The 26,300-nt window shown below is 57.1% G+C and carries 22 protein-coding genes; 7 read left to right on the forward strand and 15 right to left on the reverse strand.

The genetic code is table 11. The features are described from left to right. The first annotated feature begins 14 nt into the window (after positions 1 to 14). On the forward strand, positions 15 to 2,249 hold the full coding sequence (locus DSM25558_RS13000) for a methyl-accepting chemotaxis protein (protein ID WP_077105187.1): 2,235 nt from the start codon (positions 15 to 17) through the stop codon (positions 2,247 to 2,249). Between the two features lie 74 nt (positions 2,250 to 2,323). Here DSM25558_RS13000 and DSM25558_RS13005 read toward each other — a convergent pair whose 3' ends face one another. The 6 genes from DSM25558_RS13005 to DSM25558_RS13030 all read right to left on the reverse strand — a co-directional run bounded on the left by DSM25558_RS13005 (position 2,324) and on the right by DSM25558_RS13030 (position 10,517). After that, positions 2,324 to 4,255: a beta-galactosidase gene (locus tag DSM25558_RS13005; protein ID WP_077105188.1), complete on the reverse strand. Its 1,932-nt coding sequence runs from the start codon at positions 4,253 to 4,255 to the stop codon at positions 2,324 to 2,326. Further along, entirely contained in the window at positions 4,255 to 5,346 is a 1,092-nt protein-coding gene (locus tag DSM25558_RS13010; protein ID WP_077105189.1) for an ABC transporter ATP-binding protein, read from the reverse strand. The genes DSM25558_RS13005 and DSM25558_RS13010 overlap by 1 nt, the downstream gene beginning before the upstream one ends. Further along, the gene (locus DSM25558_RS13015; RefSeq protein WP_077105190.1) at positions 5,339 to 7,444 is read right to left on the reverse strand and encodes an alpha-galactosidase; all 2,106 of its coding nucleotides are present in this window, start codon (positions 7,442 to 7,444) and stop codon (positions 5,339 to 5,341) included. Before DSM25558_RS13015 ends, DSM25558_RS13010 begins: the two co-directional genes overlap by 8 nt. Continuing rightward, a complete protein-coding gene (locus DSM25558_RS13020) occupies positions 7,441 to 8,292 on the reverse strand; it encodes a carbohydrate ABC transporter permease (protein WP_077105191.1) in 852 nt (283 codons plus the stop codon). The genes DSM25558_RS13015 and DSM25558_RS13020 overlap by 4 nt, the downstream gene beginning before the upstream one ends. After that, on the reverse strand, positions 8,292 to 9,200 hold the full coding sequence (locus DSM25558_RS13025; protein WP_077105192.1) for a carbohydrate ABC transporter permease: 909 nt from the start codon (positions 9,198 to 9,200) through the stop codon (positions 8,292 to 8,294). Before DSM25558_RS13025 ends, DSM25558_RS13020 begins: the two co-directional genes overlap by 1 nt. 87 nt (positions 9,201 to 9,287) lie before the next feature. Then, positions 9,288 to 10,517 carry an ABC transporter substrate-binding protein gene (locus DSM25558_RS13030; protein ID WP_077105193.1) on the reverse strand — a complete coding sequence of 410 codons (1,230 nt, stop codon included), beginning with the start codon at positions 10,515 to 10,517 and terminating at the stop codon, positions 9,288 to 9,290. Positions 10,518 to 10,667: 150 nt separating this feature from the next. Here DSM25558_RS13030 and DSM25558_RS13035 point away from each other — a divergent pair, with 150 nt between their 5' ends. Then, positions 10,668 to 11,579, forward strand: a complete 912-nt coding sequence (locus DSM25558_RS13035) for a helix-turn-helix domain-containing protein (RefSeq protein ID WP_077105194.1) — start codon at positions 10,668 to 10,670, stop codon at positions 11,577 to 11,579. 12 nt (positions 11,580 to 11,591) lie between these two features. On the opposite strand, the gene DSM25558_RS13040 is transcribed toward DSM25558_RS13035, so the two are convergent. From DSM25558_RS13040 to DSM25558_RS13070, 7 genes are all read right to left on the reverse strand, one after another. Next, positions 11,592 to 12,392 (reverse strand): phosphodiesterase, encoded by an 801-nt coding sequence (locus tag DSM25558_RS13040; RefSeq protein WP_077105195.1) that lies wholly within the window; start codon positions 12,390 to 12,392, stop codon positions 11,592 to 11,594. A 68-nt stretch (positions 12,393 to 12,460) separates the two neighbouring features. Continuing rightward, a complete protein-coding gene (locus tag DSM25558_RS13045) occupies positions 12,461 to 13,753 on the reverse strand; it encodes an ABC transporter substrate-binding protein (protein WP_077105196.1) in 1,293 nt (430 codons plus the stop codon). Positions 13,754 to 13,796: 43 nt separating this feature from the next. Then, a complete protein-coding gene (locus DSM25558_RS13050; RefSeq protein WP_077105197.1) occupies positions 13,797 to 14,618 on the reverse strand; it encodes a carbohydrate ABC transporter permease in 822 nt (273 codons plus the stop codon). Continuing rightward, positions 14,618 to 15,514, reverse strand: a complete 897-nt coding sequence (locus DSM25558_RS13055; RefSeq protein ID WP_077105242.1) for a carbohydrate ABC transporter permease — start codon at positions 15,512 to 15,514, stop codon at positions 14,618 to 14,620. Before DSM25558_RS13055 ends, DSM25558_RS13050 begins: the two co-directional genes overlap by 1 nt. Positions 15,515 to 15,540: 26 nt before the next feature. Continuing rightward, positions 15,541 to 16,686 carry an ABC transporter ATP-binding protein gene (locus tag DSM25558_RS13060; protein WP_077105198.1) on the reverse strand — a complete coding sequence of 382 codons (1,146 nt, stop codon included), beginning with the start codon at positions 16,684 to 16,686 and terminating at the stop codon, positions 15,541 to 15,543. 204 nt (positions 16,687 to 16,890) lie between these two features. Next, positions 16,891 to 17,763 carry a lytic transglycosylase domain-containing protein gene (locus DSM25558_RS13065; RefSeq protein WP_371479941.1) on the reverse strand — a complete coding sequence of 291 codons (873 nt, stop codon included), beginning with the start codon at positions 17,761 to 17,763 and terminating at the stop codon, positions 16,891 to 16,893. 95 nt (positions 17,764 to 17,858) lie between these two features. Further along, positions 17,859 to 18,575, reverse strand: coding sequence for an SDR family NAD(P)-dependent oxidoreductase (locus DSM25558_RS13070; protein WP_077105199.1), 717 nt, complete (start codon positions 18,573 to 18,575; stop codon positions 17,859 to 17,861). A gap of 161 nt (positions 18,576 to 18,736) precedes the next feature. Here DSM25558_RS13070 and DSM25558_RS13075 point away from each other — a divergent pair, with 161 nt between their 5' ends. Then, positions 18,737 to 20,407, forward strand: a complete 1,671-nt coding sequence (locus DSM25558_RS13075; RefSeq protein ID WP_077105200.1) for an FAD/NAD(P)-binding protein — start codon at positions 18,737 to 18,739, stop codon at positions 20,405 to 20,407. Between the two features lie 10 nt (positions 20,408 to 20,417). Here the strand turns inward: DSM25558_RS13075 and DSM25558_RS13080 are convergent, their stop codons facing one another. Next, complete coding sequence (locus tag DSM25558_RS13080) at positions 20,418 to 21,158, reverse strand: MOSC domain-containing protein (protein WP_077105201.1); 741 nt, start codon at positions 21,156 to 21,158, stop codon at positions 20,418 to 20,420. An 88-nt stretch (positions 21,159 to 21,246) separates the two neighbouring features. Then, positions 21,247 to 22,575 (reverse strand): aminotransferase-like domain-containing protein, encoded by a 1,329-nt coding sequence (locus tag DSM25558_RS13085; RefSeq protein ID WP_077105202.1) that lies wholly within the window; start codon positions 22,573 to 22,575, stop codon positions 21,247 to 21,249. A gap of 99 nt (positions 22,576 to 22,674) precedes the next feature. On the opposite strand from DSM25558_RS13085, the gene DSM25558_RS13090 reads away from it, so the two are divergent. Genes DSM25558_RS13090 through DSM25558_RS13105 form a run of 4 tightly spaced genes read left to right on the forward strand, consistent with a single transcriptional unit; the run spans position 22,675 to position 26,281 of the window. Next, on the forward strand, positions 22,675 to 23,637 hold the full coding sequence (locus DSM25558_RS13090) for a substrate-binding domain-containing protein (RefSeq protein WP_077105203.1): 963 nt from the start codon (positions 22,675 to 22,677) through the stop codon (positions 23,635 to 23,637). Positions 23,638 to 23,691: 54 nt separating this feature from the next. Further along, complete coding sequence (locus DSM25558_RS13095) at positions 23,692 to 24,582, forward strand: ABC transporter substrate-binding protein (RefSeq protein ID WP_077105204.1); 891 nt, start codon at positions 23,692 to 23,694, stop codon at positions 24,580 to 24,582. After that, positions 24,579 to 25,502 carry an amino acid ABC transporter permease gene (locus DSM25558_RS13100; protein WP_077105205.1) on the forward strand — a complete coding sequence of 308 codons (924 nt, stop codon included), beginning with the start codon at positions 24,579 to 24,581 and terminating at the stop codon, positions 25,500 to 25,502. Before DSM25558_RS13095 ends, DSM25558_RS13100 begins: the two co-directional genes overlap by 4 nt. Then, positions 25,499 to 26,281 carry an amino acid ABC transporter ATP-binding protein gene (locus DSM25558_RS13105; RefSeq protein WP_077105206.1) on the forward strand — a complete coding sequence of 261 codons (783 nt, stop codon included), beginning with the start codon at positions 25,499 to 25,501 and terminating at the stop codon, positions 26,279 to 26,281. Before DSM25558_RS13100 ends, DSM25558_RS13105 begins: the two co-directional genes overlap by 4 nt. Positions 26,282 to 26,300 lie beyond the last annotated feature (19 nt).

Raw genomic sequence — 26,300 nt, forward strand, 5'->3', positions numbered from 1 at the left:
TGGGGAGTACCACAATGAAAGTGTCGATTAAGTCAGTTCTGATCATTTCCTTTGCCATATTGAGTATTCTGGTGATGGGCCTGATGGGCGATCGGCTGCTCAAGGAGATTGAGCAGCGAAGCAATTCCGCACATCTTGCCAAGCTGGCCGAACTGGATTCAGCACTTTTCCAGACGCTTCTTGGCCTACGCGGAGAACGTGGCGGCGTCTCTTCCGCACTCAAGCTGGAGCCAGCTGATGTTTCATCGAGCGTGAAAAACATCACTGTTGGTCGGCAGGACATCGACACCGCTTTCGCCAAGGTCAAGGACGTGGCCAGCCAGTTCGATGACAAGTCCATCGGACAGACGCTTGCGCCGGTCATGAGTGGTTACACCCAGTGGATTGCTACGCGCACAAGCGTTGACAGCGCCGTGACGCGCCCTGTCGCCGAACGTGATGCCACCCTTGCGAAAAAGTTGACGGGCATGGCTGACACTATGCTGGCTGATCTCGAAGCAGCATCAAACAGGGTCGAGGCGGCTATTATTTCTCGCGATCCGTCCATGATCATGTTCACGCAGTTGCGTTCATTGGCCTGGACGGCCCGCACACAACTGGGCACGGCAAATACCACCCTCGTCGGCGGGGTCATCGCAAAGCAGCCGCTGTCCTCAGACAAACTCGCGGAAATCGCCGTTCAGGACGCCAAGGTCGCACTTGCGTGGGATGTCATTACACAGATCATCAGCAGCGATTCTGCTCCTGCCCAATTGAAAGAGCTTCACCGGACAGCACAAACAACCTATTTCGGCGGTGCGTATGCCAACCAGCGAATTGCCGCAATCAAGCAATCGCAAGCCGGTCAACCGTTTGACATGTCCGTAGAGGACTGGCGCAAACCTGCTGCCCCAGCTCAGGCCTCCGTTGCCGATATCGCCTCTGCCTCGCTTGCGCAGATGACGACGCTCACCACGACGAATCTGGCATCTTCGACGACTTCCATCATTTTTCTGGCCGTCGGCACTCTGCTCGCACTCGGGCTGACCATCGGTGTCATCTCCATCATTATTTTCCGCATTGCCAACCCGATCGGTGCCTTGACCCAGGCAATGCGTAAACTGGCGGGCGGCGATTTGTCTGTCATCATCAACGGATCGAGCCGCAAGGATGAGATCGGTGATATGGCCCGAGCCGTGGAAATTTTTCGCGAAGCCGCGATCCAGAACCGTGAACTTGAAGCAGAAACGGTTCGTGGACGTGAAGCTGCCGAGGCAGAGCGCATCAGCATACAGCAACGTGCGGAGGGCGAGGCGGAAGAGCGCCTGCAACGGGCGACTTCCGGGCTGGCGCACGGGCTGAAGCGGCTTGCCGCCGGCGACCTGTTGTGCGAACTGGACGAGCAGTTCAGCGAACAATTCGAAAGCCTTCGCCACGATTTCAACAGCTCTGTCCATCAACTGCGCACGGCCCTCGAAAGCGTCAGCAAAACGGCCCTGAGCGTACGAAGCGGCAGTGACGAGATATCTTCGGCTTCCGATCAGCTATCGAAACGAACAGAACAGCAGGCAGCATCTTTGGAAGAAACCGCTGCGGCGCTGGAGGAAGTCACCACCAACGTCAAGCAGACATCAGAGCGGGCCAATGAAGCACGTGAAATGGTGCGCAATGCGAGCGAGCGTGCGGAAAACTCCAGCAAGGTCGTGTCAAACGCGGTTGATGCCATGAGCCGCATCGAAACAGCGTCCAATCAGATTGGGCAGATCATTGGCGTGATTGACGAAATCGCGTTCCAAACCAACCTTCTGGCACTCAATGCCGGCGTGGAAGCTGCCCGCGCGGGCGAGGCGGGCAAGGGCTTTGCCGTGGTGGCGCAGGAAGTTCGCGAGCTCGCCCAAAGGTCCGCCAAGGCTGCCAAGGAAATCAAAGCTCTGGTCGGCAACTCCGAAGCAGCCGTCAATCAAGGCGTTGTACTCGTCAACGATACCGGCGAAGGCCTGACGGAAATCGCAGGCCTCGTCGCTGCAATCAACGAACAGATGGGCGCGATCGCAACGGCGGCAAGAGAGCAGGCTACCGGTCTTTCTGAAATTAACTCTTCCGTTAACCACATGGATCAAGTGACCCAGCAGAACGCGGCTATGGTCGAGGAAATGAATGCAGCCGGCGCTGGCCTTGCCGAAGAAAGCCGCAGACTTTCAGAGCTTTTGGGTGGCTTCCAAATGAATAACGACACTCAGGACAGGAACGTCCGGCGTCGCGCGGCCTGACAGGCCAGAGTTATACAAGTTAAGCTAAAAGGCGGCTGCATTACACATGCAGCCGCCTTTTCTCATGGAGAAGTTCAAGTTCTCCAGACCGAAACGGCCTGTGGCTTCAGCACGTTGCTGCCGAGAACCACCACCGCGCCATCCGGGATATTCCAGTCTTGTGTGCCATAGTTGAAGGCAAAGGTGAGGTCTCCGCGTCGGCGTATACGGATGGTATCCGGCAGCGATATAGTCTTGAGGCCCGCTTTTGTCGCCGCGAGCGCGACAACGTTGGATAGCAAAACCTCATCTGCCCAGCATGCCAGATACAACAGGTTGTCGGTCTCGGTCAGCGCAGGGTCGCCACTTGCGAAGCGGGCGAGCACATTGGCCGAGGTCTGGACGGTTTCGCGCCAACGAATTGCCGCGCCGGACACCTCTCCAGTGACAGTGTCGGACAGACCGGGCCGCAAGGTAGACACTTGAATGACGCGGTTGCCGGTACGTTCACCCAGCGGTCCCGGTGGCAGGTTTTTCGGGATGACAAAGTTGCGGTCGCGCGATCCGGTCCGCGCGCCGATCAGGATCTGGCCGGTAGCCTTTGCCAGAGCGGCTTCTGTCGCTACATCGACTTCTGTCATGCAGGGAACGACAACCAGAGCATAGCCTTCAAGCGAATCGCCCGGACGCACGAAATCGATATCCAGACCAAGACGGCGAAGGGCTTCGTACCAGCGGAAGCAAAGTTCCTCGTAACGGAAATCCTTGCCCTGCGGCTGTATTATCGTCGTCCAGTAGCTCTGGTAATCGAAGACCAGGGCGACCTGAGCCTTGCCGCTTTCCGGCAGATTACCAAAGGCCTCAAGTTCCTTACCAACCTGCTGCGCTTCCAACCCACCGGGGGAAAGCTCGTCCAAACCTGACATGTTCAGGCCAGCGTGCATCTGTTCCTGTGCAAAGGGCGCTTGCCGCCAGCGGAAATAGCTGACAACTTCAGCACCGTGCGCCAGCGCTTCCCATGTCCACAGCCTGATCATGCCGGGCTTTGGCACCGGGTTCCATGGCGCCCAGTTGACCGGGCCGGGTTGCTGTTCCATCACCCAGAAACGACCTTTGCCGACGCTGCGATAGAGGTCATGATGGTAGGGCGCGATATCAGGATGAGAAGTCTCGGCCCAGCGATTGCGCTCTTCTTCCGTAAACGGAAACTTCTCGACAAAGCCGATGGGGTAGCTGTCCCAGGATGCGAGATCCAGATTGTCTCCGACCTTGAAGTGGTCGAAATCTGAGACGAAGCCCATGAAATTGTGGGTTAACCAACGTCCCGGCGAATGCTTGCGAATGATATCGCACTGCATCTTGTCATAGGCTGCGACCTGATCGGACTGGAAGCGCCAGAAATCCAGCCGGGTTGCCGGGTTGGTTTCGGTGACTGTAAGGTTCGGTAGTGAAACATCATCGAAACTGTTCAGCTCCATGGACCAGAAAACCGAGCCCCAGGCTTCGTTCAGCTGTTGTGGCGACTGATAGCGCAGCCGCAGCCACTGCTTGAACTGCTTGAGGTCTTCTGGACCCCAAGACGCAGTGGTGTCATGGCAGCCATATTCGTTGTCCGTTTGCCAGCCGGTAAGGCCGGGATGCTCGCCATAACGCTTGGCGATGATCTCGACGATCCGCGCGCTTTCCCGCCACCACGTCTGCGACGAAAATGTGTAGTGACGACGTGAGCCGAAGCCCCGAACCTTGCCGTCTTCGTCATAGGGTAGAATATCGGGATGCTCATCCACCAGCCATTTCGGTGGTGTGGCGGTCGGTGTTCCCAAGACGATCTTAAGGCCCGCGGCATGCAGTACGTCCATGGCCCGGTCGAGCCATTCGAACTGGAACTGTCCGCGCGCAGGCTCAAGCCGCGACCACGCAAATTCACCGATGCGCACGAAGGATATGCCCAGTTCGCGCATGCGGCGTGCGTCTTCGGTCCAGCGGCTTTCGTCCCAGTGTTCGGGATAATAACATACGCCCAGCATTATCGCGTCAAATCCCCATTGATGATGGCACGGCCTTGCCCGTCGAAAACGTGGCATGCTTTGGCATTGATGCCGAGTTTGAGAGTATCGCCCGGTTTGGCACTGGCCAGACCATCGGCCTTGACAGAGATTTCCGAACCATCGGCCAGTTCAACGAAAAACAGCGTTTCCGAGCCAAGATATTCCGCAAGCTTCACCGTGCCTTCGAGCACCACGTCACCCTCGCCAGTTGCGCTGATGTGCTCCGGGCGGATGCCGATGGACGCGTCCGTCAGTGAGGCATTGTCAGGACCGTCAAGAGCAAGCGTGACGTTGCCCGGCAGCATCACAATGATTTTGCCACCCTCGTTCTTCGCTGAGACTTTCAGCACATTCATTTTCGGTGAACCGATGAAACCGGCGACGAAGAGGTTGGCGGGGCGGTGATAGAGTTCGAGCGGTGAACCCACCTGCTCGATCTTTCCGGCTGAGAGAACCACGATCTTGTCGGCCATGGTCATGGCTTCCACCTGATCATGGGTGACGTAGATCATCGTCGCCTTCAGGTCTTGGTGAAGCTTGGAAAGCTCGCCGCGCATCTGCACGCGCAAGGCGGCGTCCAAATTGGACAACGGCTCATCGAACAGGAAGACTTCCGGGTTGCGAACGATGGCACGACCGATGGCAACGCGCTGACGCTGACCGCCGGAAAGCTGGCCCGGCTTGCGTTGCAGCAACGGTTCAAGCTGCAACAGTTTGGCCGCATGCGCCGTGCGCTCGGCAATCATCTCTTTTGAATGGCCGGTCATGCGAAGTCCGAAGCCGATGTTTTCAGCTACTGTCATATGCGGGTAAAGCGCATAGGACTGGAACACCATGGCCACGCCGCGTTCGGATGGGCCGATCTTGGTCATGTCCTGCCCGCCGATGGACAGCGCGCCGGAGGTGATCTGCTCCAGACCCGCGATCATCCGCAATAGCGTGGATTTTCCGCAGCCGGAGGGGCCGACGAAGACGCAGAACTCGCCATCCTTCACGTCGAGATCGACGCCCTTGATGACGCTGAGTGCGCCAAACTCTTTCTTGACGTTGCGCAGGCTTACGTCAGCCATTGGTCTTGCCTCCCTTTGCAGGTTCCAGTTCGAGGAGCAGCGCGCTTTCCGGTTTCAGCATCGGCAAGGGCAGGCCCGCGAGGCCCACGCTGGAAAGCTCGAAACTGATGTTGCCGGAGAGCAGCTTTTTCTGGCCCTCGGAGATGCGAATGAATTCCGGCTTTGCCGGAAGCGTGTTGGTGATGGTCCATGTGCCGCCCAGCTTCGTGATGCTTTCTGGCAGTTTCAACGGTGCCGGCTGCTCGCCCACCATCTGCGGCCCCTGCGCGACGATCACGACGATCTTGTCTTTGCTCGCCGCTCCCCACACGTAACGACCATCGACAGGCTCCATGCGGAAATTGGTGCCCGGCGCATGCAGCAGCCCTCTCAGCCGCTTGTAGGTCTCGATGTAAAGCTTGAGTTCGGCACGCTCCACCGTCGTCAGTTCCAGTGGGTTGAGCTCTACGCCCATATGGTAGGCCATGGCTACCAGCGCCCGGAACGCCAGCGTATGGCGACGACCCGTCTGATGGTTGGGAGATGCGGAAATATGGCTTCCGAGAATTTCCGGAGGCACAAAGAGAGACGCACCGCGCTGAATTTCCAGCCGCTCCAGCGCATCCGTGCCATCGGATGTCCATATCCGATGGGTACGGGCCAAGGCACCGAAATCGATGCGTCCGCCACCGGACGCACAGCTTTCGATCTCGACAGTCGGGTGGGCAGCGCGCACGCGGTCCATCAACGCATAAACGGCACGGGTCTGAGCAGAGGTCTTCGCCTTGCCATCGGCTCCGCCCGCATGGGTCAGGTCGCGGTTCATGTCCCACTTGATGTAGGAGACGGCATGGTTTGCCAGCACGGCATTGATCTTGGAAAACAGATAGTCGGAAACCCCTTTCCGCGTAAGATCGAGCACGAGTTGCGTGCGCGATTGCAGCAGCGGACGGCCGTCGATCTGCAAGGCCCAATCCGGGTGCTTCTTGTAAAGCTCCGACACAGGGTTGATCATCTCAGGCTCGAACCAGATGCCGAACTGCATGCCAAGCCCGGTCACGTGGTCGACTAACGGCTTCAGGCCTTCAGGGTATTTGCGGGCGTCGATGTCCCAATCGCCAAGGCTCGTCGTGTCGTCGTCACGCTTGCCGAACCAGCCATCGTCGAGAACGAAACGCTCGATGCCGATCTCAGCCGCAGCCGTTGCCTGCGCCTTCAGGGATACCATCTTGTGGTCGAAATAATTGCCTTCCCAGGTATTCAGCGTCACCGGGCGGGGAGACATTTTACCATCAGGCCAGTCAAGAAGCTCGCTGCGAACGAAAGCATGAAACGCTTCCGTGTCAGGCCCGGCATAGGCCACGGGGCTTTGATAGGTTTCACCGGCTCCGAGAATGACTTCGCCCGGCTCGAACAACTCACCCATGTGGATCAGGCGCTGGCCGTCATCCGTGCGGTCTATGACGATCTGATGGTTGCCGCTCCAGCCGAGGGTGACGCCGAAACGCCGTCCGGCATTCTCGACTGATATCATTGGAAAACGGTCATGCGAGGTGCGTCCGCGACGGCTTTCCTGAGACCAGACGCCGTTGCCGAGCGTCTCTTTTCGGGTCTGGAACTCGCGTCCCCACATGCCGGTGAAACTCGTCAGTTCCGTTTCGCCCGCCGGTACCGCGAACGTTGCCGCCATGCAGCGATCCAGCTGGTAGCCCGCCTCTCCGCGATTGGTCAGCGTCGTGGACATCGAGATCAGCCCGGATGCATGCTCGGTCAGTGTGATGGAGAGATCGATTTTCGCAATGGTATCGAGGCCATGCAGAATGGTCTTGTTCCCGCTGCTTTCCACCGCCCACGAGCCGAATTGCAACGTGAAATCGCGGCCTTGGCGGTGGCCTGACATGGCTGGCCAGCCGAAGAAGCCCATGCCTCCGGTCGGCAAAAGTACCGACGAAGGAACGGCGATGTCCATGCCGTTGATGCGGCTGGAGCGTTCTATATCGAACAATGCATCGGGCGCCGTTGCGCCCGATCCGAACGACAGGATTTCCGGCATGCCGAGTTTCGGCAGGCGCAGGTTCAGCGCGAAATTGCCTTTACCGATTGTGATGATCTGGCTCATCCCTTTGTCGCTCCCAATGTCAGTCCGGCAATGAAGTGTTTTTGCATGATGAAGAACATGGCGACTGGCGGCAGCGCGGCCACCAGTGAGCCCGCCGACACCAGATGCCAGGCGGCTACCCACTGTCCATTCAGCGAATAGAGGCCAGCGGTTACGGGCATGGCGTGCTGTCCCTGCACCAGAACGGTTGCCCAGAAGTAGTCATTCCAGACGAAGGTGAAGACGAGGACGGACAGCGCGGCAATCGCCGGACGCATCAGCGGCAACACGATGTAGCGGAAAATCTTCCATTCGGAGACGCCTTCGACACGCGCGGATTCGATCAGCGCGAAGGGTAGCCCCTTGATGAAATTGCGCATGAACAGTGTGCAAAACCCGGTCTGGAAGGCGACATGGAACAGCACGAGGCCCATGGTCGTGTCGTAGAGACCAGCCCTCAGCGTCATGTCACGAACCGGAACCATCAGGATCTGGAACGGAATGAAATTGCCGGCCACGAACATGAAGAACAGAAGCAGGTTGGCCTTGAACTTGTAGACCGCTAGCGCAAAGCCTGTGAGGCAGGAGAGTGCCACAGCGCCGATCACCGTGGGGATCGTGACCTTGAACGAGTTCAGGATATAGAGCCCGATGGGCGAATCCCGGAAAACGGCCGTGTAGTTTTCAACGCCCGCAAAGCCCGAGGGAATGCCGAAATAGTTGCCAGCGGCAAAGTCGCCCGCCGGTCTGACGGAGGTGATGGCAACGCCGATCAGCGGCAACAGCCAAAGGATGAGCGCGATGGGCAGCAGGATTTTGTAGCCTCTCTGAATGAAAGGCGACGCGTTGCGAATGGGTGCGGGGAACATCAGGAATTCCTTTCCTGGCTCAGCATGCGCACGATGAAGAGCGTGATGAAAATCATCATGATGAGGAACAGAACGACGGCGATGGCTGCGCCATAACCCATGCGGAAGCCGTATTCCGACAGCGCCTGTTCATACATGAAATAGGAGAGCACCGAACTTGAGCCGTAAGGACCGCCTGCGGTCATGACCGATACGAGGTCGAAGGAGCGCAGCGAGCCGATGACGGTCACGACCATGGCGATGAAGGTTGCCGGGGCCAGTTGCGGCAGAATGATGTTCCACAACAGCTTGAAGCCCTTGGCACCATCCATGCGCGCCGCTTCCACCTGCTCCGGGTTAATATTGTTGAGGCCGGTCAGATAGAGGATCATGCAATAGGCCGTCTGTGGCCACAGGCCCGCGACGATGATGCCATAGGTCACGTAGTTTTCGTCGGCGAGGATCGCAATCTGCTGGCCGGTCAACCATTCCAGTAGTTTGGAAAACAGCCCGAAATCCGGGGCGTAAAACCATGTGAACATCAGGCCGACCACCACCTGGCTGATGACGAATGGAAAGAAGAACAGCGACTTGTAGAGACGGATGCCGCGCACATTCTGGTTGAGGAACAGCGCGACCGCCAAGCCCGCCGGAATGGACAGCAGATACAGCACCAGCCAGATGATGTTGTTCTTCAGCGAGACGTAGAATGTATCGTCGTGAAGAAGCTCGGCATAATTGCCAAAGCCTACCCAGCTCATCTCGCCCATTCCGTCCCAGTCGTGAAAACTGATCCAGATCGACTCGAAGATGGGCACCAGAACATAGATGACGAACATCAGCAGGCCGGGGGCCAGGAAAAGCCATGGCGCTAGTTTTTGCTGATTGCGCTTCCAGAAACTGGGCGACGTTGAAACGGCGTTGCTCACGGCGGCACCTTTGGAAAATTTTTATAAATAGCGGCCGGGTACCCGGGGCATGCCGCTTACGGCACCCGGCGCTGGGAGGAACGGGTCTTACTTGTAGACGCGAGCGCGGATCTTTTCGAGGCGCGCAAGGATGGCGTCGATCTTGTCAGGCTTGACCATGAATTCCTGGAAGCCCTCCATACCGGCCTTGGCCATTTCCGCCTGCGCATCGCGGTCGTAGAACTGTGCGATGGCGGTTGCCTTGGACAGCATGTCGAAGCCAGCCTCGAGGAACGGGTCCGTCGGCTTTTGTGCCTTGTTGTTGACCGGCAATTGGCCAAGCGTCGCGTTCATTTTGGACTGCACTTCCGGCGAGGCGATATAAGCGAGGAATTTCTTCGCATCGTCCTTGTTCTTGGCACCCTTCGGAATGTGGAACGTGTCGGTTGGTGCTTCCTCTGCATTCGGAAGACCTGCAGTGATTTCCGGGAAGGGCAGGAAGCCGATCTGCTCTTCTTTCAATCCGCCATTCTTAAAGGTGGCAACCGCGAAATTACCCATCAGATACATGGCAGCTTTGCCCTGCACCAACTGCGGAACGGCATCCTGCCAGTCGATGGCAGCATGGTTTTCGATGAAGTAACCCGGCTTAACGAGTTCAGCCCACTTCTCGAACACGGCTTTCACCCGCGGGTCGGTATAAGGCACCTTGCCGGATGTCAGCTGCATGTGGAAATCATAGCCGTTGACGCGCAGGTCGAGATAATCGAACCAGCCAGCGGCCGGCCACTGCGCCTTAGTGCCGATGGTAAACGGTGTGATGCCAGCGTCCTTCAGCTTCTTCGAGGCAGCCAGAAGCTCATCCCAGGTCTTGGGCGGGGTGATGCTTTGGCTCTGGAAGATGTCTTTGCGGTAGTAGATGCCCCATTGGTAGTAGGTATAGGGCACGCCCCACTTTTTGCCGTCTATGGTCATGGACGGAGAGGCGGACTTCAGCTGGTCTTCTAGACCGTTTGCAGTCCACACATCCGTCACGTCTTCGAAAAGGCCAGCCTTGACGAATGGCTCCATGCGGTTGCCCGCATACCAGGCAACGACATCAGGCGCATCGGCGGTCAGGAAGTTGCGGATGGCAGACTTGTAGCCCTCGTGGTCGAAGTTGTTCCACTTCACCGTCACACCAGGATTGGCCTTCTGGAAGTCTGCGATCAGCTCTTCCATGGCCTTTTTCGGCACCGGATCGGAGTGGTCGGAGTTGATGGTGATTTCGCCTGCTAAGGCGGATGAGAACAGCGCCGCCGACAAGGCAAGCCCGCTGAGGCTTTTCAAAAGGGTCATGTTTTCCTCCCTATGACCGTTATTCTTTCGCTCTCGAAAATGCGGTATTTTGCACACTCCTCCCGAGCGTCACAGATGTCGGCTTGATCATCCGGCCGAAAGCCGCAATAATCTACCGAAATTCCACATATTCTCCAGGATTCTAAGTTCATGTCAGTTTTGCTGCCCGTCCAGCGCGATGAGTCCGTGCCAGTACATCCGGAACACGATCCACGCCATCCACTCGTTGTGTTTGGTGATCACAGGTTCTGTGGCGGTGAGGCCTCTCTGGTGCAGGTTATGGCTGGTCCGCACATGCACAGTCAGGTGGAGCTTAATTTCGTGCTGGAAGGTGACATGACCTACTGGTTCGACGGCCGTGAGCTCACCATCGGTGCCGGGCGTCTGTGCCTGTTCTGGGGCATGATACCGCATCAGGTCATTGCCCGTGCGGAGAGAACGCGCTTCGTATGCCTCTATGTGCCGATGTCGTTTTTCCTCGGCCTTGCCAGTCTCACGCGGTTTCGCGATGCCGTGTTTCGCGGGGCGATGATAGAAGCGCTGGAGTTGCGCTCCTATGACAACGAGATATTCCAGCGCTGGCGAGATGAATTGCGCTCAGGCGACGAGGGGCTGATCGAGATCGTTCGCAACGAACTGAGTGCACGCGTCCTGCGCATCGAGCGGGATGGGTGGCGCGACTTGCGCGAAGAAGGTTCCGCCATCGCAAGCCTCGGTGCCAATGACAGCGAGCGGACCGAACATGTCGAGCGGATGCTGCGCTACATCGCCGAGAACGCCCTCAACAACATTTCAGCGGATGATGTCGGCAGGGACGCCGGGCTTCACCCCAACTACGCCATGTCCGTCTTCAAACGCGCGGTCGGCATGACCATCAATCAGGCCATCATCCGCCACAGGCTGGATACGGCTCAGTCCCTTCTGATCGCCACCGATCTGCCCATTACCGACGTTGCCTTCGAGTCCGGGTTTGGTTCGGTCTCACGCTTCTATCAGGCCTTCTCGGACCGATTTGCCCTGCGGCCAAAACAATATCGCGCCAGTATGCGAAGCAAGGTATGACCGCGTCAGCAATCACGGGCCATCGCAGATCGGTGCTTGCCCCATGATCGTCTCACCGACTTCCACGCTGTAAGCGCGCAAACCTTGGGCATCGAGATTGATAATGCGATAGCAAGGGTTTCCGCCAGTCCAGTAGGGCTTGGGGCTGGTCAGGTCGGTAATGAAACGATGGGCGCAGGCCTGACCTGAGCTGAAGGCGATGCCTTCTGCACTCGTACCGGCCAGCGGCACATGAATGTGGCCGAACACGATATGCCTGATGCCACCCTTATGGGCTGCGAGCACGCGCATGACGGCACCGTCGTCGTGCATCCCGATCTTCTCGAAATGGGCAATGCCGCAATCCATCGGCGGATGATGGATGAAAATCGTCACCGGCAAATTGCCAGCACTTGCAAGCGCATCTGCGAGAAAAGCCATGCGGTCTTCGCCGTAGATGCCGCCGATGACGCCCGCCTCGTGGCTGTCGAGGAAAATCAGGCGTCCAAAATCCGTATCCATAAAGGACTGAATGAAGCCGTTTTCGTCATGAGGGTGCTCTGGAAACGCAGACCGGAAATTCGGTCGGTCGTCATGGTTGCCCAGCATCAGCCGCACGTCGAAGGGGACGGGCGCGAGAATATCGCGAAGAATGTCATAGGCCTCCGGGTCACCGAAATTGCAGAGATCACCTGTCATGACCAGCAGATCCGTGTCCATGTGCTTGTCGAGAATGTCGGTGACAGCGGCGCGCAGCTGCTTTTCGGGATCGACGCCGTTCACGGACTGGCCGGAAAGCATGAGGTGCGTATCAGTGATCTGGATGATTTTCATGGGGGAGCTTTCAGGCAATAGGTTTGGCCGCGGGGTTATCCCCGCGGCCATTGACGATATGTCGTCGTTTACTTCATCAAGCCGTTGGTCTGCTCGACAATCTGCTTCAGGCCTTCTTCCGGCGTCACTTCGCCGCGCATCACTGTGCCAATGATGTCACGCTGTGTGCGCCAGATGCGAACGGAATCGCCACCCGGATAACCGGCCCATGGAAGCGAACGCTCTGCTTGCAACGAAGCGGTCTTCACATTTGGATGCTCGGCATAATACGGTGCCAGAAAATCCGGGCCGATGGCGAGCTTGTTGGTTGGCAGATAACCGGTGATGCGAACGATGACGTTCTGGGCTTCAGGTCCGGTGATCCACTTCATGTATTTCCAGGCGGCATCCTGCTTGGCCTTGTCCTGCGTCAACATCACAGCCGAGTTGCCGCCTGTCGGTACGCCACCCTTTTCCGGGTTGTCGAGCGGGAAGGTCGAGGTCTTCAGCTCGAAACGATCGCCAACCAGCGCTTCAATGGTCTGAACATGTGCAGGCGTGGAGAAGATAAAGCCTGTCAGGCCCGCGCCGAACTGCTGACGGGACTGATCCCAATCCAGCAGGTTCTGGCCGCCTTCGGTCACAAAACGGCGCGTCAGCTTTAGGGCGTTAAGGCCGATTTCATTGTTGAAGCCAACGGTCTTGGTTGCTTCATCCACCAGCTTGCCACCCTGCTGGGTGATCAGTGCTTGCCACAGCCAGTCATCCGGCCACAGGTTGATGTCGTAACCCATGCCCGAGACTTTCGTGTCCTGCTGGTGGATTTTGTTGGCAAGTGCGATCAAGCCGTCGAAGGTCTTCGGCATGTTTGCAGGGTCGCCGCCTGCTTTGCGCACCAGTTCGGCATTGACGTAGATGATTGGCGAAGAGGCGTTGACGGGAAGGCCGTATTGCTTGCCGTCGATCTTGCCCAGTGCTGCCATGTTCGGCGTGTAGTTCTTGTCGAGAAAGGCTTGGCCGCCTTCAGCTTCGATGAAGGGCGCAAGATCGGTGATCTGCTTGCGTGGCACGAGTGCATGCACCAGTTCTGCCGTCAGATTGTAGCCGGAGAAATAGACATCCGGCAGACTGCCGGTCACGGCGGCGCGCAGCACCTGCTGCTGGCCGTCATTATAACCCGGTGCCGGAGCCAGAAAGTTGATCTTGATGTCGGGATTGTTCTTCATGAATTCATCGGCCAGCGGCTGATGGAATTTCGTAAAGCCCGGTAGATTGTAAAGGACGTTGAGGGTTACGTCGGCGGCAAAGCTCGGCGTGGAAACACCGGCAAAAGCGAGGCTGAGAGCCAGGCCGCCAAGTGCGGTCCGTCGGTTGATTTTCATGTCGTTCTCCAGAGGGATGTGTTTGGGAGGAAGGAGAGGGGAGTTACTTCACGCCGGTCATGGTGATGCCTGCGATGAAATGTCGTCTGGCCAACAGGAAGCAGATGACCATGGGTGCGGTGATGATCGTCGCTCCCGCCATCAGCGCGCCGTAGTTTGCGCCGGACTCGACGTCGGCAAAAAACAGCATTCCAAGCGGCGGCGGGGCAAGATTGGTATCGGTGACGACGATCATCGGCCAGTAGAGGTCGTTCCAGTGCGCTACCAGCGAGAAGACGGCGAAGGCGGCAAGTGATGGCAGGGAGCCGCGCAACACCAGCCGGAAGCAGATTTCCAGCTCCGAAAAACCGTCCATGCGGGCCGCTTCGATGACCTCGTTGGGGTAACTGCGGAAGGATTGGTTGAACAGAAAGATCGCAAAGACCGAAAGCAGAAACGGCATCATCATCGCGAAATAGGTGTTCAGCAATTGCGCCTTCGCAAGGCCGACGAACAGCGGCAAAGCCAGCGCCTGGATCGGTACGCAGAGTGCGGCAATCACCAGCGTCAGCAATAGCTTGCGACCGGGAAAGCGCAGCTTCGCCAAGGCGTAAGCCGCCGGAACAGCCGTCAGCACCTGGACGATGAGAATGCCAAAACAGACGATCACGCCGTTCAGCATGAAGCGCAACATCGGCACCTGGCTGGCGGCGCGCGTGTAATTGTCTACGGCAGCAAATTTCTCCGGTATCGGCCACAGCGATACGCTGAAGATTTCCGCTGGCGAACGGATCGAGGTCAGAAACATCCAATAGAACGGCAGCAGCATCACGAATGCGCCAGCGGCCAGAATGAGGTGTGGCAGGTATTTGCGAAAAGCGAGCATCAGTAATGCACCTTCCGGTCCATGTGCAGCGTCTGGCCGATTGAAAGAACCAGAACGATTGCCAGGAAAATCAGAGTCAGAGCGGCGGCGTAACCGGTATTGGAATATTCGAAACCTTCGAGATAAAGCGCAAACAGAAGCACTTCGGAGCCTGAACGTCCCTTCGTCAGAACGGCTACTGTCTCGAAAACCTTGAAGGCAGAGATCGACGTGGTCACCACGACGAACATCGTCGTTGGCCCCAGCATCGGCCATGTCACCTTGAAGAAGCGGTCGATCGGGTTCTTTGCACCATCCAGCCGGATCGCCTCGTGCAGATCCTTCGGAATGGCAGTCAGCCCGGCCAAAAACAGAACCATATTGAAACCCAGCACTTGCCAGATGCCGATGATTGCCATGGTCGGAATGAGGAGGGAAGGGTTGGACAGGAAGCCCACCGGCTCGAAACCCATCCACTTGATGGCCGCATTGACCGGGCCGAGGGAGGGATGCAGCAGGAACTGAAACACGGTCGCCATCGCCACCAGTGTCGCGGTAACAGGGAGAAAGTAGGCGATTTCCCAGAAGGCGCGGCTGCGCTTGCGGTTATAAACAAGAAGAGCGATGCCAAGCGCCAAGAAGACGCCGACAGGAATGACGATGACTGCATAGAGCACCGTGTTTGCCAGTGCGCGCAGAAAAACGGGGTCGCTGAATGCCTTGTGGAAATTCGCGAGGCCGACGAACCTCGTAGAAAGCGCGCCGAGCTGATAATCCGTGACCGAGAAGACAGCCAGCACGATCATTGGAATGATGTAGATCGCCAGCAACAGTAAAACTGCGGGCAAGACAAACAGAATGCCGCGCCGTGCCATGCGACGCGCAGTCGAAGAGTTTTTCGATTTAGCGTCAGGCATGGCCGCATCTATGGGAACAACCACACTCACGCAAGCACCTCTTCGTAAGACGCCACGTCGCAGCGTTTCTCGTCAGCGCCGAACAAATGCACATGTGCCTTCGTAAATCCCAGCCGAACCTTGCCGTCATTGTCGGCGTTGAGGGTGTCATCAGCCCTCTGGCGCATGATGAGGCTGATGGACGTATCGTCGATCAGTTGAAGAGTGACGTAGCGGTCGGCGCCTTGGGTTTCGGTCCGCAGAATACGTGCTTCGATGCCGTCGGTCGCCAGAAAGATATCTTCTGCGCGGATGCCGAGCGTCGCTGGGCCTGCCGCGATGCTCTGTGCTCTAAGCCCAAGCTTTCGTCCGAACATGACGATCTCGCCGGACGCTCCCGTTTCCACGGGCAGCAGATTGATTGACGGTGTTCCGATGAAGCGGGCAACCGTCAATGTTGCTGGCTGCTGGTAAAGCTCGTCCGGCGTCCCCAGTTGCTCGATACGGCCTTCCGACATCAGGGCGATGCGGTCGGACATGGTCATTGCCTCGATCTGGTCATGCGTGACGTAAACGAATGTTGCGCCGAGGCGGTCGTGCAGGCTGGTCAGCTCTCCGCGCATATGGGCGCGCAGCTTTGCATCAAGGTTCGATAATGGTTCATCCATCAAAAATGCTGCCGGTGAACGCACCAGTGCACGCGCAAGGGCCACGCGCTGGCGCTGACCACCGGAAAGCTGTGCCGGGCGACGATCGAGCAAATGGCCGATCTGAAGCACCTCTGCTGCGTCCTTTACCGCGGCGTCGATGTCACGCAGCGTTTCGGTATTTGCGGCCAGACGTCCCACCAGTGGCAACCTTGCCCAGAAGGACAGCCGACGCATTCTGAGTGGCGTCGCGATATTGTCGTAGACACTCATATGCGGATAGAGCGCGTAAGACTGGAAAACCATGGCAAGGTTTCGGTCCGCCGGATCGACATCGGTGACATCACGGTTGCCGATTGAGACGGTGCCACGATCCGCTGCTTCGAGACCTGCGATGATCCTCAGCAACGTCGACTTGCCGCAGCCCGACATGCCGACCAGCGAGAGGAATTCGCCGGGACGAATGGAGAGATCGATGCCCTTGAGCACGTCATCGGTACCGAAACGCTTACCGATTCCAGAAATAGTTAGCGACTGAGGCTGCATTTTGCGCTCCTTTTCAGAGGCGCGTATGAAGCCGTCAGATGACGGTGTTGCGACAGTTTTGAGAAGATTCCGCAACGAAAACAGGCCCCGATGACCTCTGGTTGTAGGTGGGGCCTGTTTGAATTGCAAAATGTGGAGGAAAGCAACGGAGGGCGGTGAATTGCATCCATGCAACCCTCCGCAATAGCCAGAGGCCGGTAACCCCTATCGGTTTCGCAAAACCGTGCAGGCAACCTTGGCGGTTCTGATCTGCTCACAGAGACGGTTGGCTTCGGCGCGTGTTTCACGTCCTATTCTTGCCGCGTAGCGGGGGCGGTTGCCGAAGTTGCCGCCGCGTTGCCGAACGATCAAGGCGCGCTCCTCGTTGATGGGAGACGGCAACCGTTCGATGGCTTTCGTAAACAATGTTTCCACGACAGACGGGCGGTAATGCGCCGCAAGCTGAACGCCCCAAGGAGCCCAGTCTGCCGAGCCGCTGAAAACCGGTTCTTGCATGCGTCTCGTTTCGGCCAGCGCCAGACATGCCTCCTGAAATGGAAGGGCATCATCCAATTCTGGTGCTGCTTTCCCAGGCGGGGCATCGCGCCACGTCTCGACGGTGTGCCCCGTAATGGCGAACACGTAATCGCGGGTTTCTATCGGTAACCGACCAGTCATCAGAAAACGGGCGAGCCCGTTCTCACCGGCGTTGTAAGCCGCCGCCGCGAAACCGAAGTTTCCAAATCGTCCTTCCAGTTCCTTCAAATAGGATGCGGATGTCTCCAGAGCGTCGATCACGTCAAAACTGTTGGCCAAACCGCGACTTCTGGCGGTTGCTGGCATGAATTGGGCTATGCCTTCCGCGCCTTTGAAGCTCACGGCTTCCGGACGAAAAAGACTTTCGCGCCATATCAACCGCGCGAAGAAGGCAGGCGGCACCTTATTTTCTTGGGCAAAATGCGCAATCGTCCGGCAAAGATCGGCATTGAAAGCCGCCTTGCGTATGCAGATGAGCTGCGCCCCACGGTTTCGCTCGTAGAGGCAAGCTTCCCCGCCATCTTCGGCACCCAATGCCACCTGCGTCGTAAACATCGGCATGCTGAGCATAGCGGCCAACGCGATCAATCCTGCGGCGGTAAGGTCGTGGAAGCTCATGCTTGATATTGCTCGCCCGTTTTTTTGATCGTTTGCTTCTACCAGGGTATTGCGCTGCCGTCATAGGCAATGAAGGACCCGGACGTTTCGGGACCGAGCGCATTCAGCGTCGTGAGGATGGAGGCCGCGGCTTCGTCTGGCGAGACAGTGCGGTGACCACCGGCGTAAGGCCTCGACAAATTCGTTCTGACCGTGCCGGGATGGATCGCCGTCAGCACGATCTCAGGGTGAGTCCTTGCATATTCAATCGACGCGGTGCGGACGATCTGGTTGAGGGCAGCTTTCGAAGCGCGATAGGAAATCCACCCGCCCAACCTGTTATCCCCGATGGAACCGACACGGGCTGATAGGAACGCGACGATGGCTCGCTTCTTTCGATCCAGCAAAGGCAGGAAATGCTTGGCGATCAGCGCCGGACCAACTGCATTGATGCTGAATTCCCGTAGCATGATGTCTGGGTCCACCTGTTTCAGAGATTTTTCCGGCGGATGTCCATCAACATCGAGTACCCCCGTCGCGCAGATCAGAAGCTGGATCGGTTTGCCTTGGAGTTGTTGTGCGGCTTTCTCGATGCTGGTTTCATCCAGAAGGTCGATCTGGCCCTCGCTTCGAGAAAGCGCAATGACCTCGCCGACATGGGGTTCATGCTGCAAACGAGCACACAGCGCAGAGCCGATACCGCCGCTGGCACCGATGATGACTGCCCCAAAGCCGGAGGGAAGGGAGGTGAGAAGAGGATCGCTCTGTGTTTTCATGAAAGAGGAAACGAGTTCGGACGATCTATGTTCAACATTGGAACCTCTCTTTTAAATAAAGATTATCTCATGTCGTGCGCACCGGTCGAGGGAACTTCGAGGGCGTCTTCCGGTTTGTAACAGGCGTCAGTCGGCGTTGCGTCACGGGGTTTATTGTGCATATGACACCTAAAATTGCCATCATAGGATCCGGCCCTACGGGTATTTACACGTTAAAGGGTTTGGTCGGGAAATCTGAACCGCTTTCCATCACGATTTTTGAAAGTGAATCCGATCCGGGCAAGGGCACTCCTTATCACCCTGCACTCAACGACCGCGCCATGCTGTCGAACATTGCCAGCATTGAGCTACCGCCAGTCTGCGAAACCCTGATGGACTGGCTTTTGCGCCAGACGGACGAGGAATTGCAGCGCTTCGGTATAGAGCGAGCCAACATTAACGAGCGTGAATTTTATCCGCGCGTTGTCTTGGGTGAGTTTCTGTACGCGCAGTTTTCGCAGCTTCTGAACATCGGCAAGGCCAACGGCCACACGATTGAGGTCAAGGCATCGCACCGCGTTGCCGATATCGAGTTGAGACCTGCGGATATCCGTCTTAGCGTAACCGCGCCGGATGGCGAAGCGCTGGAATTTGCATTCGATCACGTGGTCATGGCAACCGGACATGACTTCCCGGAGACGACGGAGATCAGGCCGGGATACTATGTGTCGCCATGGCCAGCTCCCGTGCTGAAATCAATCAAACCCTGTAAGGTCGGCATCTTAGGCACATCTTTGAGCGGCATCGATGCCTTGATCACCGTCGCAACGGCGCACGGCTCTTTCCTCCTCGATGAGCAGGGTGATCTGCAATATCACGCGCTGCCGGATACGGAGGGGCTCCACGTCACCATGATGTCGCGAAAGGGCGTCCTGCCGGAGGCTGACTTCTATTGTGAAATTCCCTATCGGCCGCTTCAGTTCTGCACCGAAGCAGCGATCGAGAACGTGATCGCAACGAGACGTCATGATTTGCTGGATGCCGTGTTCGAGTTGTTCAAGGCAGAACTGGTATTTTGCGACCCCGAATACGCATCGCGCATCGGCCTCTCTCAGCTCACGGTGGAAACGGTTGCCAAAGCCTATTTTCAGGACCGCGAGACCACGCCACCTTTTGTATGGGCCGCGCGCAATCTTGCCGAAGCGGAAGCCAACAAGCTGCGCCACTATACGGTAGAATGGCGTTACGCGATTTTGCGTATGCATGAGGTCATTGCGCTGGCGATCCCGCACCTCAACGAAAAAGACCTCGAACGTTTTCACAGACACTTCAAGACAGTGTTCGTGGACGATTACGCGACGGTTCCGCACGCATCGATCCGTCGCCTGTTGGCACTTCACCGTGCCGGTAAACTCGACATCGTGGCTCTCGGCAATGATAGTGATATCGATAACAAGGCGGTCGAACGTGGTGCGATCGTCCACGGCGGCAACCAAACCCTCCAGTTTGATGCCTTTATCGATGCAACGGGACAGCACACCTTATCCGCTCGTGACATCCCGTTCCCGACGCTGAAAAAACAGGGCGTGGTGCGCAAGGCGACAACGAGTGTGTCATCGCCATTGGTGGGCGTCGAGGATCAACTCGTTCGCACGGGCGGGATCGATCTGGACGACAAGTTCAGACCGATCTTTCAAGACAATCTCACCAACCAGCTCTATTGTGGTTCGATTGCCTTCCTGCTTCACAAACTCCCGTTCGTGCAGGGTATTACCAGCGCCCGTGATATCGGATACACGGTATCCCAAGCTATTTTGGATACCAAAAAGACCTCGGTGCTGGAGGTGGCCTGATCCTATTCGGTCAGGCCTCGATCAAATGAACACTGTCACCTACGGTCACAACCCCAGACGTCTCTATTGAGCCATATATGCCGAAGTTGCGGCGATTCTGACGAAGAACCGTGCGTAGTATATCGGGGTTTTCAGAAACCCCGGTTTGGGCGATGAGTGTCATTCCGCATCGCTTTGTCTCTTCTGAAGCTTGCGCCACCAGGGTTGGACCCAGCCGTATAAGTTGGCCGACCCATAAGCTTTCGCGAAAATCGGCGTCGCCTTCCGTCCTTAGTAGCAGCGTTGGGCGAAAGCGTTTGCTATGAACGGTGTCAGTTCCTATCAGCGTGGATAGGTGTTCGAGCGAGCTGGTCGTTATCAAATGAAGCGGACTGGGCTCGTATCGAGGGGTAGCGATGTGTCCATCTGCAGGCATTCGCGTGTTGGTGGCGTATGGCCTCACATCGACATCGAAGCCGAAATGCTCAGATAGCTTTGACGCTATGTCAGTATTTGAAACCGCAATCCACCCGCCATCAGGAAAACCGATCTCGGGTATATTGCCAATCAGCCGAGAGTGTAAAAACAACGCTGGTCGCCATCTGGCTTCTTTTTCGGGAGCTGCGGCGTTGCCAGTGTGTGCATCGACAAGGCCCCAGGCCCGGTCTCCTGGAACTCCATCGCTCTCGATGTTTACGGAGTGAAGTTGCTCCCCGCCCAGCGAACTAACCGGATAACGCCAGATTTCTTCGACCGTCCCCAATAATGTCAATGCTGCTCCGATCTTCTATTGGTCTTGTGGACAGGGAACTGTGTTGAGGGCTGCTGGTTCCATGAACATAAGATGTCGCTCTGCCCGATCACTCAGAACAGGCGAGCGCAATAGCGTCGGCAACGCTATCCCATTTTTCCTCTGTTAGCGTGGACGTGGCGACACGGATATGATCGCCGGGTAATAGAGTGAACTTCTTTCCGGGATTGATGGCAATGTTTCGGGCCGCAAGCGTCACCGTTGCAAAGGTCTCCGAGGCCACTGGTAGCCAAAGGCACAGACCGCCACCAGAATGCGTCTCGATACCCCGCAGTCTTAAAGCACTGGCCAGGCCATTTCGCCGTTGCTGGTAAGTGGCGCGGGCGTTTGCCACCGTCTCCCAGCTCTGCGGATTTCGTAAGAGCCATGCCGTCGCACCCTGCAGCACGCGGCTCGTCCAACCTGCGCTGAAGGCACGGTAGGACTGGATTTGCTCGACAATTGTCGCCGAGCTCGAAAGAACGGCAAGGCGCAAATCAGGCCCCAATGTTTTCGAGTACGAAACGATATGAATGGTTCGGTCTGGAAAACGCGCACCCAAAGAGTGTGGGGGAACCGAAGAAATGTCACCCAGACCATCATCTTCGATGATCAGTGTATCGCTGCCGTGTAAGATGTCTCCCAGTTCCGCCATGCGTTCTGCGCTCACCGTGTGGCTGGTCACGGAATGAAGGCGAGGTTGGAAAACGAATGCGGCTGGCCGTTCCTTGAGCGCCGCATGCAGGGACTGAGGTGTTGGTCCGTGCTCATCGCACACGACTGGAATGATCTTGATTCCGAAGTCTTCGAGAATATCGAGAAGACGCAGGGCCGTGGGATTTTCGATGGCGACGGCGGAGCCCGGTGAGATAAGGGCGCGAATGGCCGTGTATGCGGCGTTATAGCCGCCATTCGTCACCAGAAAGGCTCCCGGCTGATAGGCCCAGCGCTCGCTTACCGCTGACTGCAATTCGGGAATGATACGGCTGCGCTCGTAGTCGTTGAGCTTATCGACGGTGGCCGCATGCGCCAATGCTTCCGCCAGCGGCGGCAACAGTGAGGTATCCGGCACAGCCAGCGAAAGATCCAAGGCGTTTGGCCCGTAATTGCCTACGCTGGCAAAACGTTCCGGTTTGGCAATGAAGCTATCGCCACTGACCCATGTCCCATTTCGGCCGCGCCCGGTAATGACCTTATGTCGGCGCAAATCCGCCCACGCTTCGGACAGCGTTGCTGGACTTATACCCAGCTCATAGGCCAGATCGCGGATTGATGGCAGTCGTGTTCCTACCGGAAGAATGCCAGCCCGGATCAAGGCGCTGGTTTCCAAAGCGATTCCTCGAATGGTGCGATCGGCTATTTTTTCAGCAAGCCAGTTTGCCGAATAGATGTTGCTCAAAATTTTGCCCTTTTAAATGTTCAATAACATAATAACATTTGATGTTTGTAATTTGAACATTTAACTTTTGATGACCGAGATTTTTTGTGAGCATTCAGCATGACCGTTACGCTTCGCCTCGCACTCCGTGATTGGGACTATATGACCCCGCTCGTCCTCGGAGATGTATCCTCGCCTCGCCTTGATATTAAAGTTGACCGGGTTGGAACGCTTATCTCCAACGTCGCGACCGACGCCGTCTACGATGTCGCGGAAATGTCTTTCAGTCGTTATGCGCAGATGCGTCATGATGGTGATGAGAGCGTTGTCGGCATTCCCAACTTCATCATGCGCGGTTTCCGCCACCGCTGCATCATCACCAGCAAGGCCAGTTCCATTCGCCAGCTATCTGATCTGGCAGGCAAGAAGATTGGTGTCACCGGCTGGCGGGATTCGGGTAACACCTGGACGCGCGCGGCCATTCGCCGCGAAGGCGTCGGCGTTGAAGATGCAATGTGGTATGCCGGGCGTCTGACGAAAGACCATCCCATCACCGACCGCTTGGATGGTTTTGGCCGCCCAGGCCGCATCGAGGCCGCTCCGGGTGAGCGCCCGATGGTCGATCTGCTTGATGATGGCGGGCTGGATGCCGTTTTCACACCTTTCATGCCGAAAGGTTTCTTCGATAAAGACTCGACCCTGCGGCAGGTTCTGGATGACTATCGTTCAGCCGAAGTCGACTATTTCAACGATGTTGGCTATGTGCCGGGTATGCACCTGATCGGCTTTAAGGCCGCGATCGTAGCCGAACATCCGTGGATCATGGATGAGTTGAGCGAGCTTCTCGATGCGTCCCAGCGTATGTGGCTGGAAAAGCGTGAGAAATATGCCGATACTACGCCGTGGATGATCGACGAGTTGCGCCGTTGTGCTGCCGATCTTTCTCCCTCGTGGAGCACGAATGGCTTTGAGGCCAACGAGAAGATGATCGCCGCTTTTGCGACCGAGCTTCACGAACAAAAAATTCTGCCGCGGCTTCTTTCGCCTGCCGACCTGTTTCCAAAGCAAGCTACTGGCCGCTGATGCACTCTTCAAGACAAACAGACATTTAAAGTTAAACCAAAAAAGGGGAATGCCATGTACTCGAAACTCACCACGTCCGTTGCTCTGCTGGGCTTGCTATTGGCCACGCCAGCGCTGGCTCAGGACGCAGCCATCCCGCAGCAGACTGTCAATAAAGAGCTGAATGCCCGCCTGCCGGAGAAAATTCGCGCCGATGGCAAGATGATTTCCGTCAACAACGGCTCTTTTCCTCCCTATGAAATCGTCACGGGCACGGAACTGACCGGCGCGAGTGCCGACCTGACCGATGCGCTCGGGCAAGTGCTGGGCGTGAAGATCGAGCATGCCACGGTGGGCGGCCTTCCGGCGTTGCTTTCCGGTGTCAATTCTGGTCGCTACCAGTTCGCCTTCGGCCCGGTTGGAGATTTCAAAACGCGTCAGGAATCCAATGACTTCGTAGATTGGGTACAGGAATTCGTCGTATTCGCCGTGCAGAAGGGCAACCCAAAGGGCATCGTTTCGCTGGATACGGCATGCGGCACCCGCATCGCGGTCATGGCTGGTGGCTCGGCTGAGAAAGTCATCAAGGCGCAGGTTGAAAAATGCACCACCGATGGCAAGAAGCCGGTCGAGGTTCAGTCCTATACCGACCAGCCAAGCTCAATTCTGGCGGTTCGCTCCAAGCGCGCCGATGCGTTCTTCTCTTCGCAAGCACCGTTGACCTATTTCGTGTCCCAGGCCAACGGGCAGCTGGAACTGACCGGCGTCGGTGAGAAAAACGGTTTCGAGGATCTGTTTCAGGGTGCCGTCGTGCCAAAGGGATCTCCACTGGGCGAAGTCCTGCGGGATGGCGTCAAGGTTCTGATCGATAACGGCACCTACGGTATCATCATGAAGAAATGGGGCCTGGAAAACAACGAGATTAAAACACCCGGTATCAATCTGGTGGGAGTTGAAAAGAAATGAGTGCGGCTCCCGCTCATGCCGTATCGCCATCAGGTGGTGCGGACCCACGCGATGTGGCAAATGCCCATCGCCCTTTTCAAACCGGTCGTGTCACGCTCTGGCTCATCACCGTCCTGATTGCCGCAAACTTCGCATGGATTGTGGCCAACAACGAAAACTTCGGCTGGCCGGTCGTTGCGCAGTATTTCTTTGACCCCACCGTCATGCAGGGCCTTTCTGTCAGCCTTGGCTTGACGGTCGTCGCGATGCTGATCGGCGTCGTTCTGGGCCTGTTGCTGGCCGTTGCGCGCATGTCGCATGACGTTCTGGCAAGCTCGCTGTCGGGACTGTTCGTCTGGTTCTTCCGTGGAACGCCTCTGCTCGTCCAACTCATCTTCTGGTACAATCTGTCCACGCTCTTCCCGGAAATCTCCATCGCCATTCCCTTCGGTCCAACGCTGGTCAGCTGGGAAACCAACTCGGTCATCACGCCCATGACAGCTGCCATCGTCGGGCTTGCGCTCAACGAAGCGGCCTATATGGCGGAAATCATTCGCGGCGGTCTTCTGTCTGTCGATAGAGGTCAAGCCGAAACGGCGGAAGCTTTCGGTATGACGAAGGCACGTGCCTTGTGGCGGATCATCATTCCGCAGGCTATGCGCTCCATCGTACCGCCAACAGGCAATCAGCTGATCAGCATGATCAAGGCGACCTCGCTCGTTAGCGTCATCGCCATGGCAGACCTGCTGTACTCCGTGCAGTCTATCTATAACCGTACCTTCGAAATCGTTCCGATGTTGATGGTTGCTGTCATCTGGTATCTGTTGATCACATCCGTTCTCAATATTGGTCAGGGTTATATCGAGCGGTACTACGGCAGAGGCGACCGTCGCACTGCCACCGCTCAAGCGCCCGCCGTTCAGCCGGAGCCAACACCATGACCGCCGCAGATCATGACAAACAGCCGCTCGTGCGCGCCCGCAACGTCCACAAGGCCTTCGATCAGCTTGAAGTCCTCAAAGGCATCGACCTGGAAGTGTTCCCAGGAGAGGTCGTGGTCGTTCTCGGCCCCTCCGGTTCGGGAAAGTCTACCTTCCTGCGCTGTATCAATCATCTGGAATCGATCAATCGCGGATCGATCGAGGTGGGCGGTGAGCAGATCGGGTATCGCTTCCGCAACAACAAGCTGGAGAAGCTGTCGGGTAACGCCATCGCTGCGCAGCGTCGCAACATCGGTATGGTGTTTCAGCAGTTCAATCTCTATCCGCACATGACGGCGTTGCAGAACATCATCGAAGCACCCGTCGGCGTCCATGGCGAAAGCAAGGCAGAGGCCACGGCCTATGCCAGGGAGCTTTTGCAGAAGGTTGGGCTGTCCGATAAGGCGGATAATTATCCGCGTCAGCTTTCCGGCGGACAACAGCAACGCGTCGCCATTGCGCGCGCGCTTGCTATCAAGCCGAAACTGATGCTGTTCGATGAGCCGACCTCCGCGCTCGACCCGGAACTGGTGGGTGAGGTTCTCTCCACCATGCGCGATCTTGCGCGCCAGGGCTTGACGATGATCGTCGTCACGCATGAAATAGGCTTTGCCAAGGAAGCAGCTGACCGCGTCGTCTTCATGGATGGCGGCCATATCGTGGAGATGGGAACGCCGGAAGAGGTGATTGGAAATCCCCAGCATTCACGCACACAGGCCTTCCTGTCGCGTTTTCTTTGATTGACGTAAGCGATGCCCC

Origin of the sequence: Agrobacterium sp. DSM 25558, assembly GCF_900100825.1 — a bacterium.
In the GTDB taxonomy this organism is placed as follows: domain Bacteria; phylum Pseudomonadota; class Alphaproteobacteria; order Rhizobiales; family Rhizobiaceae; genus Agrobacterium.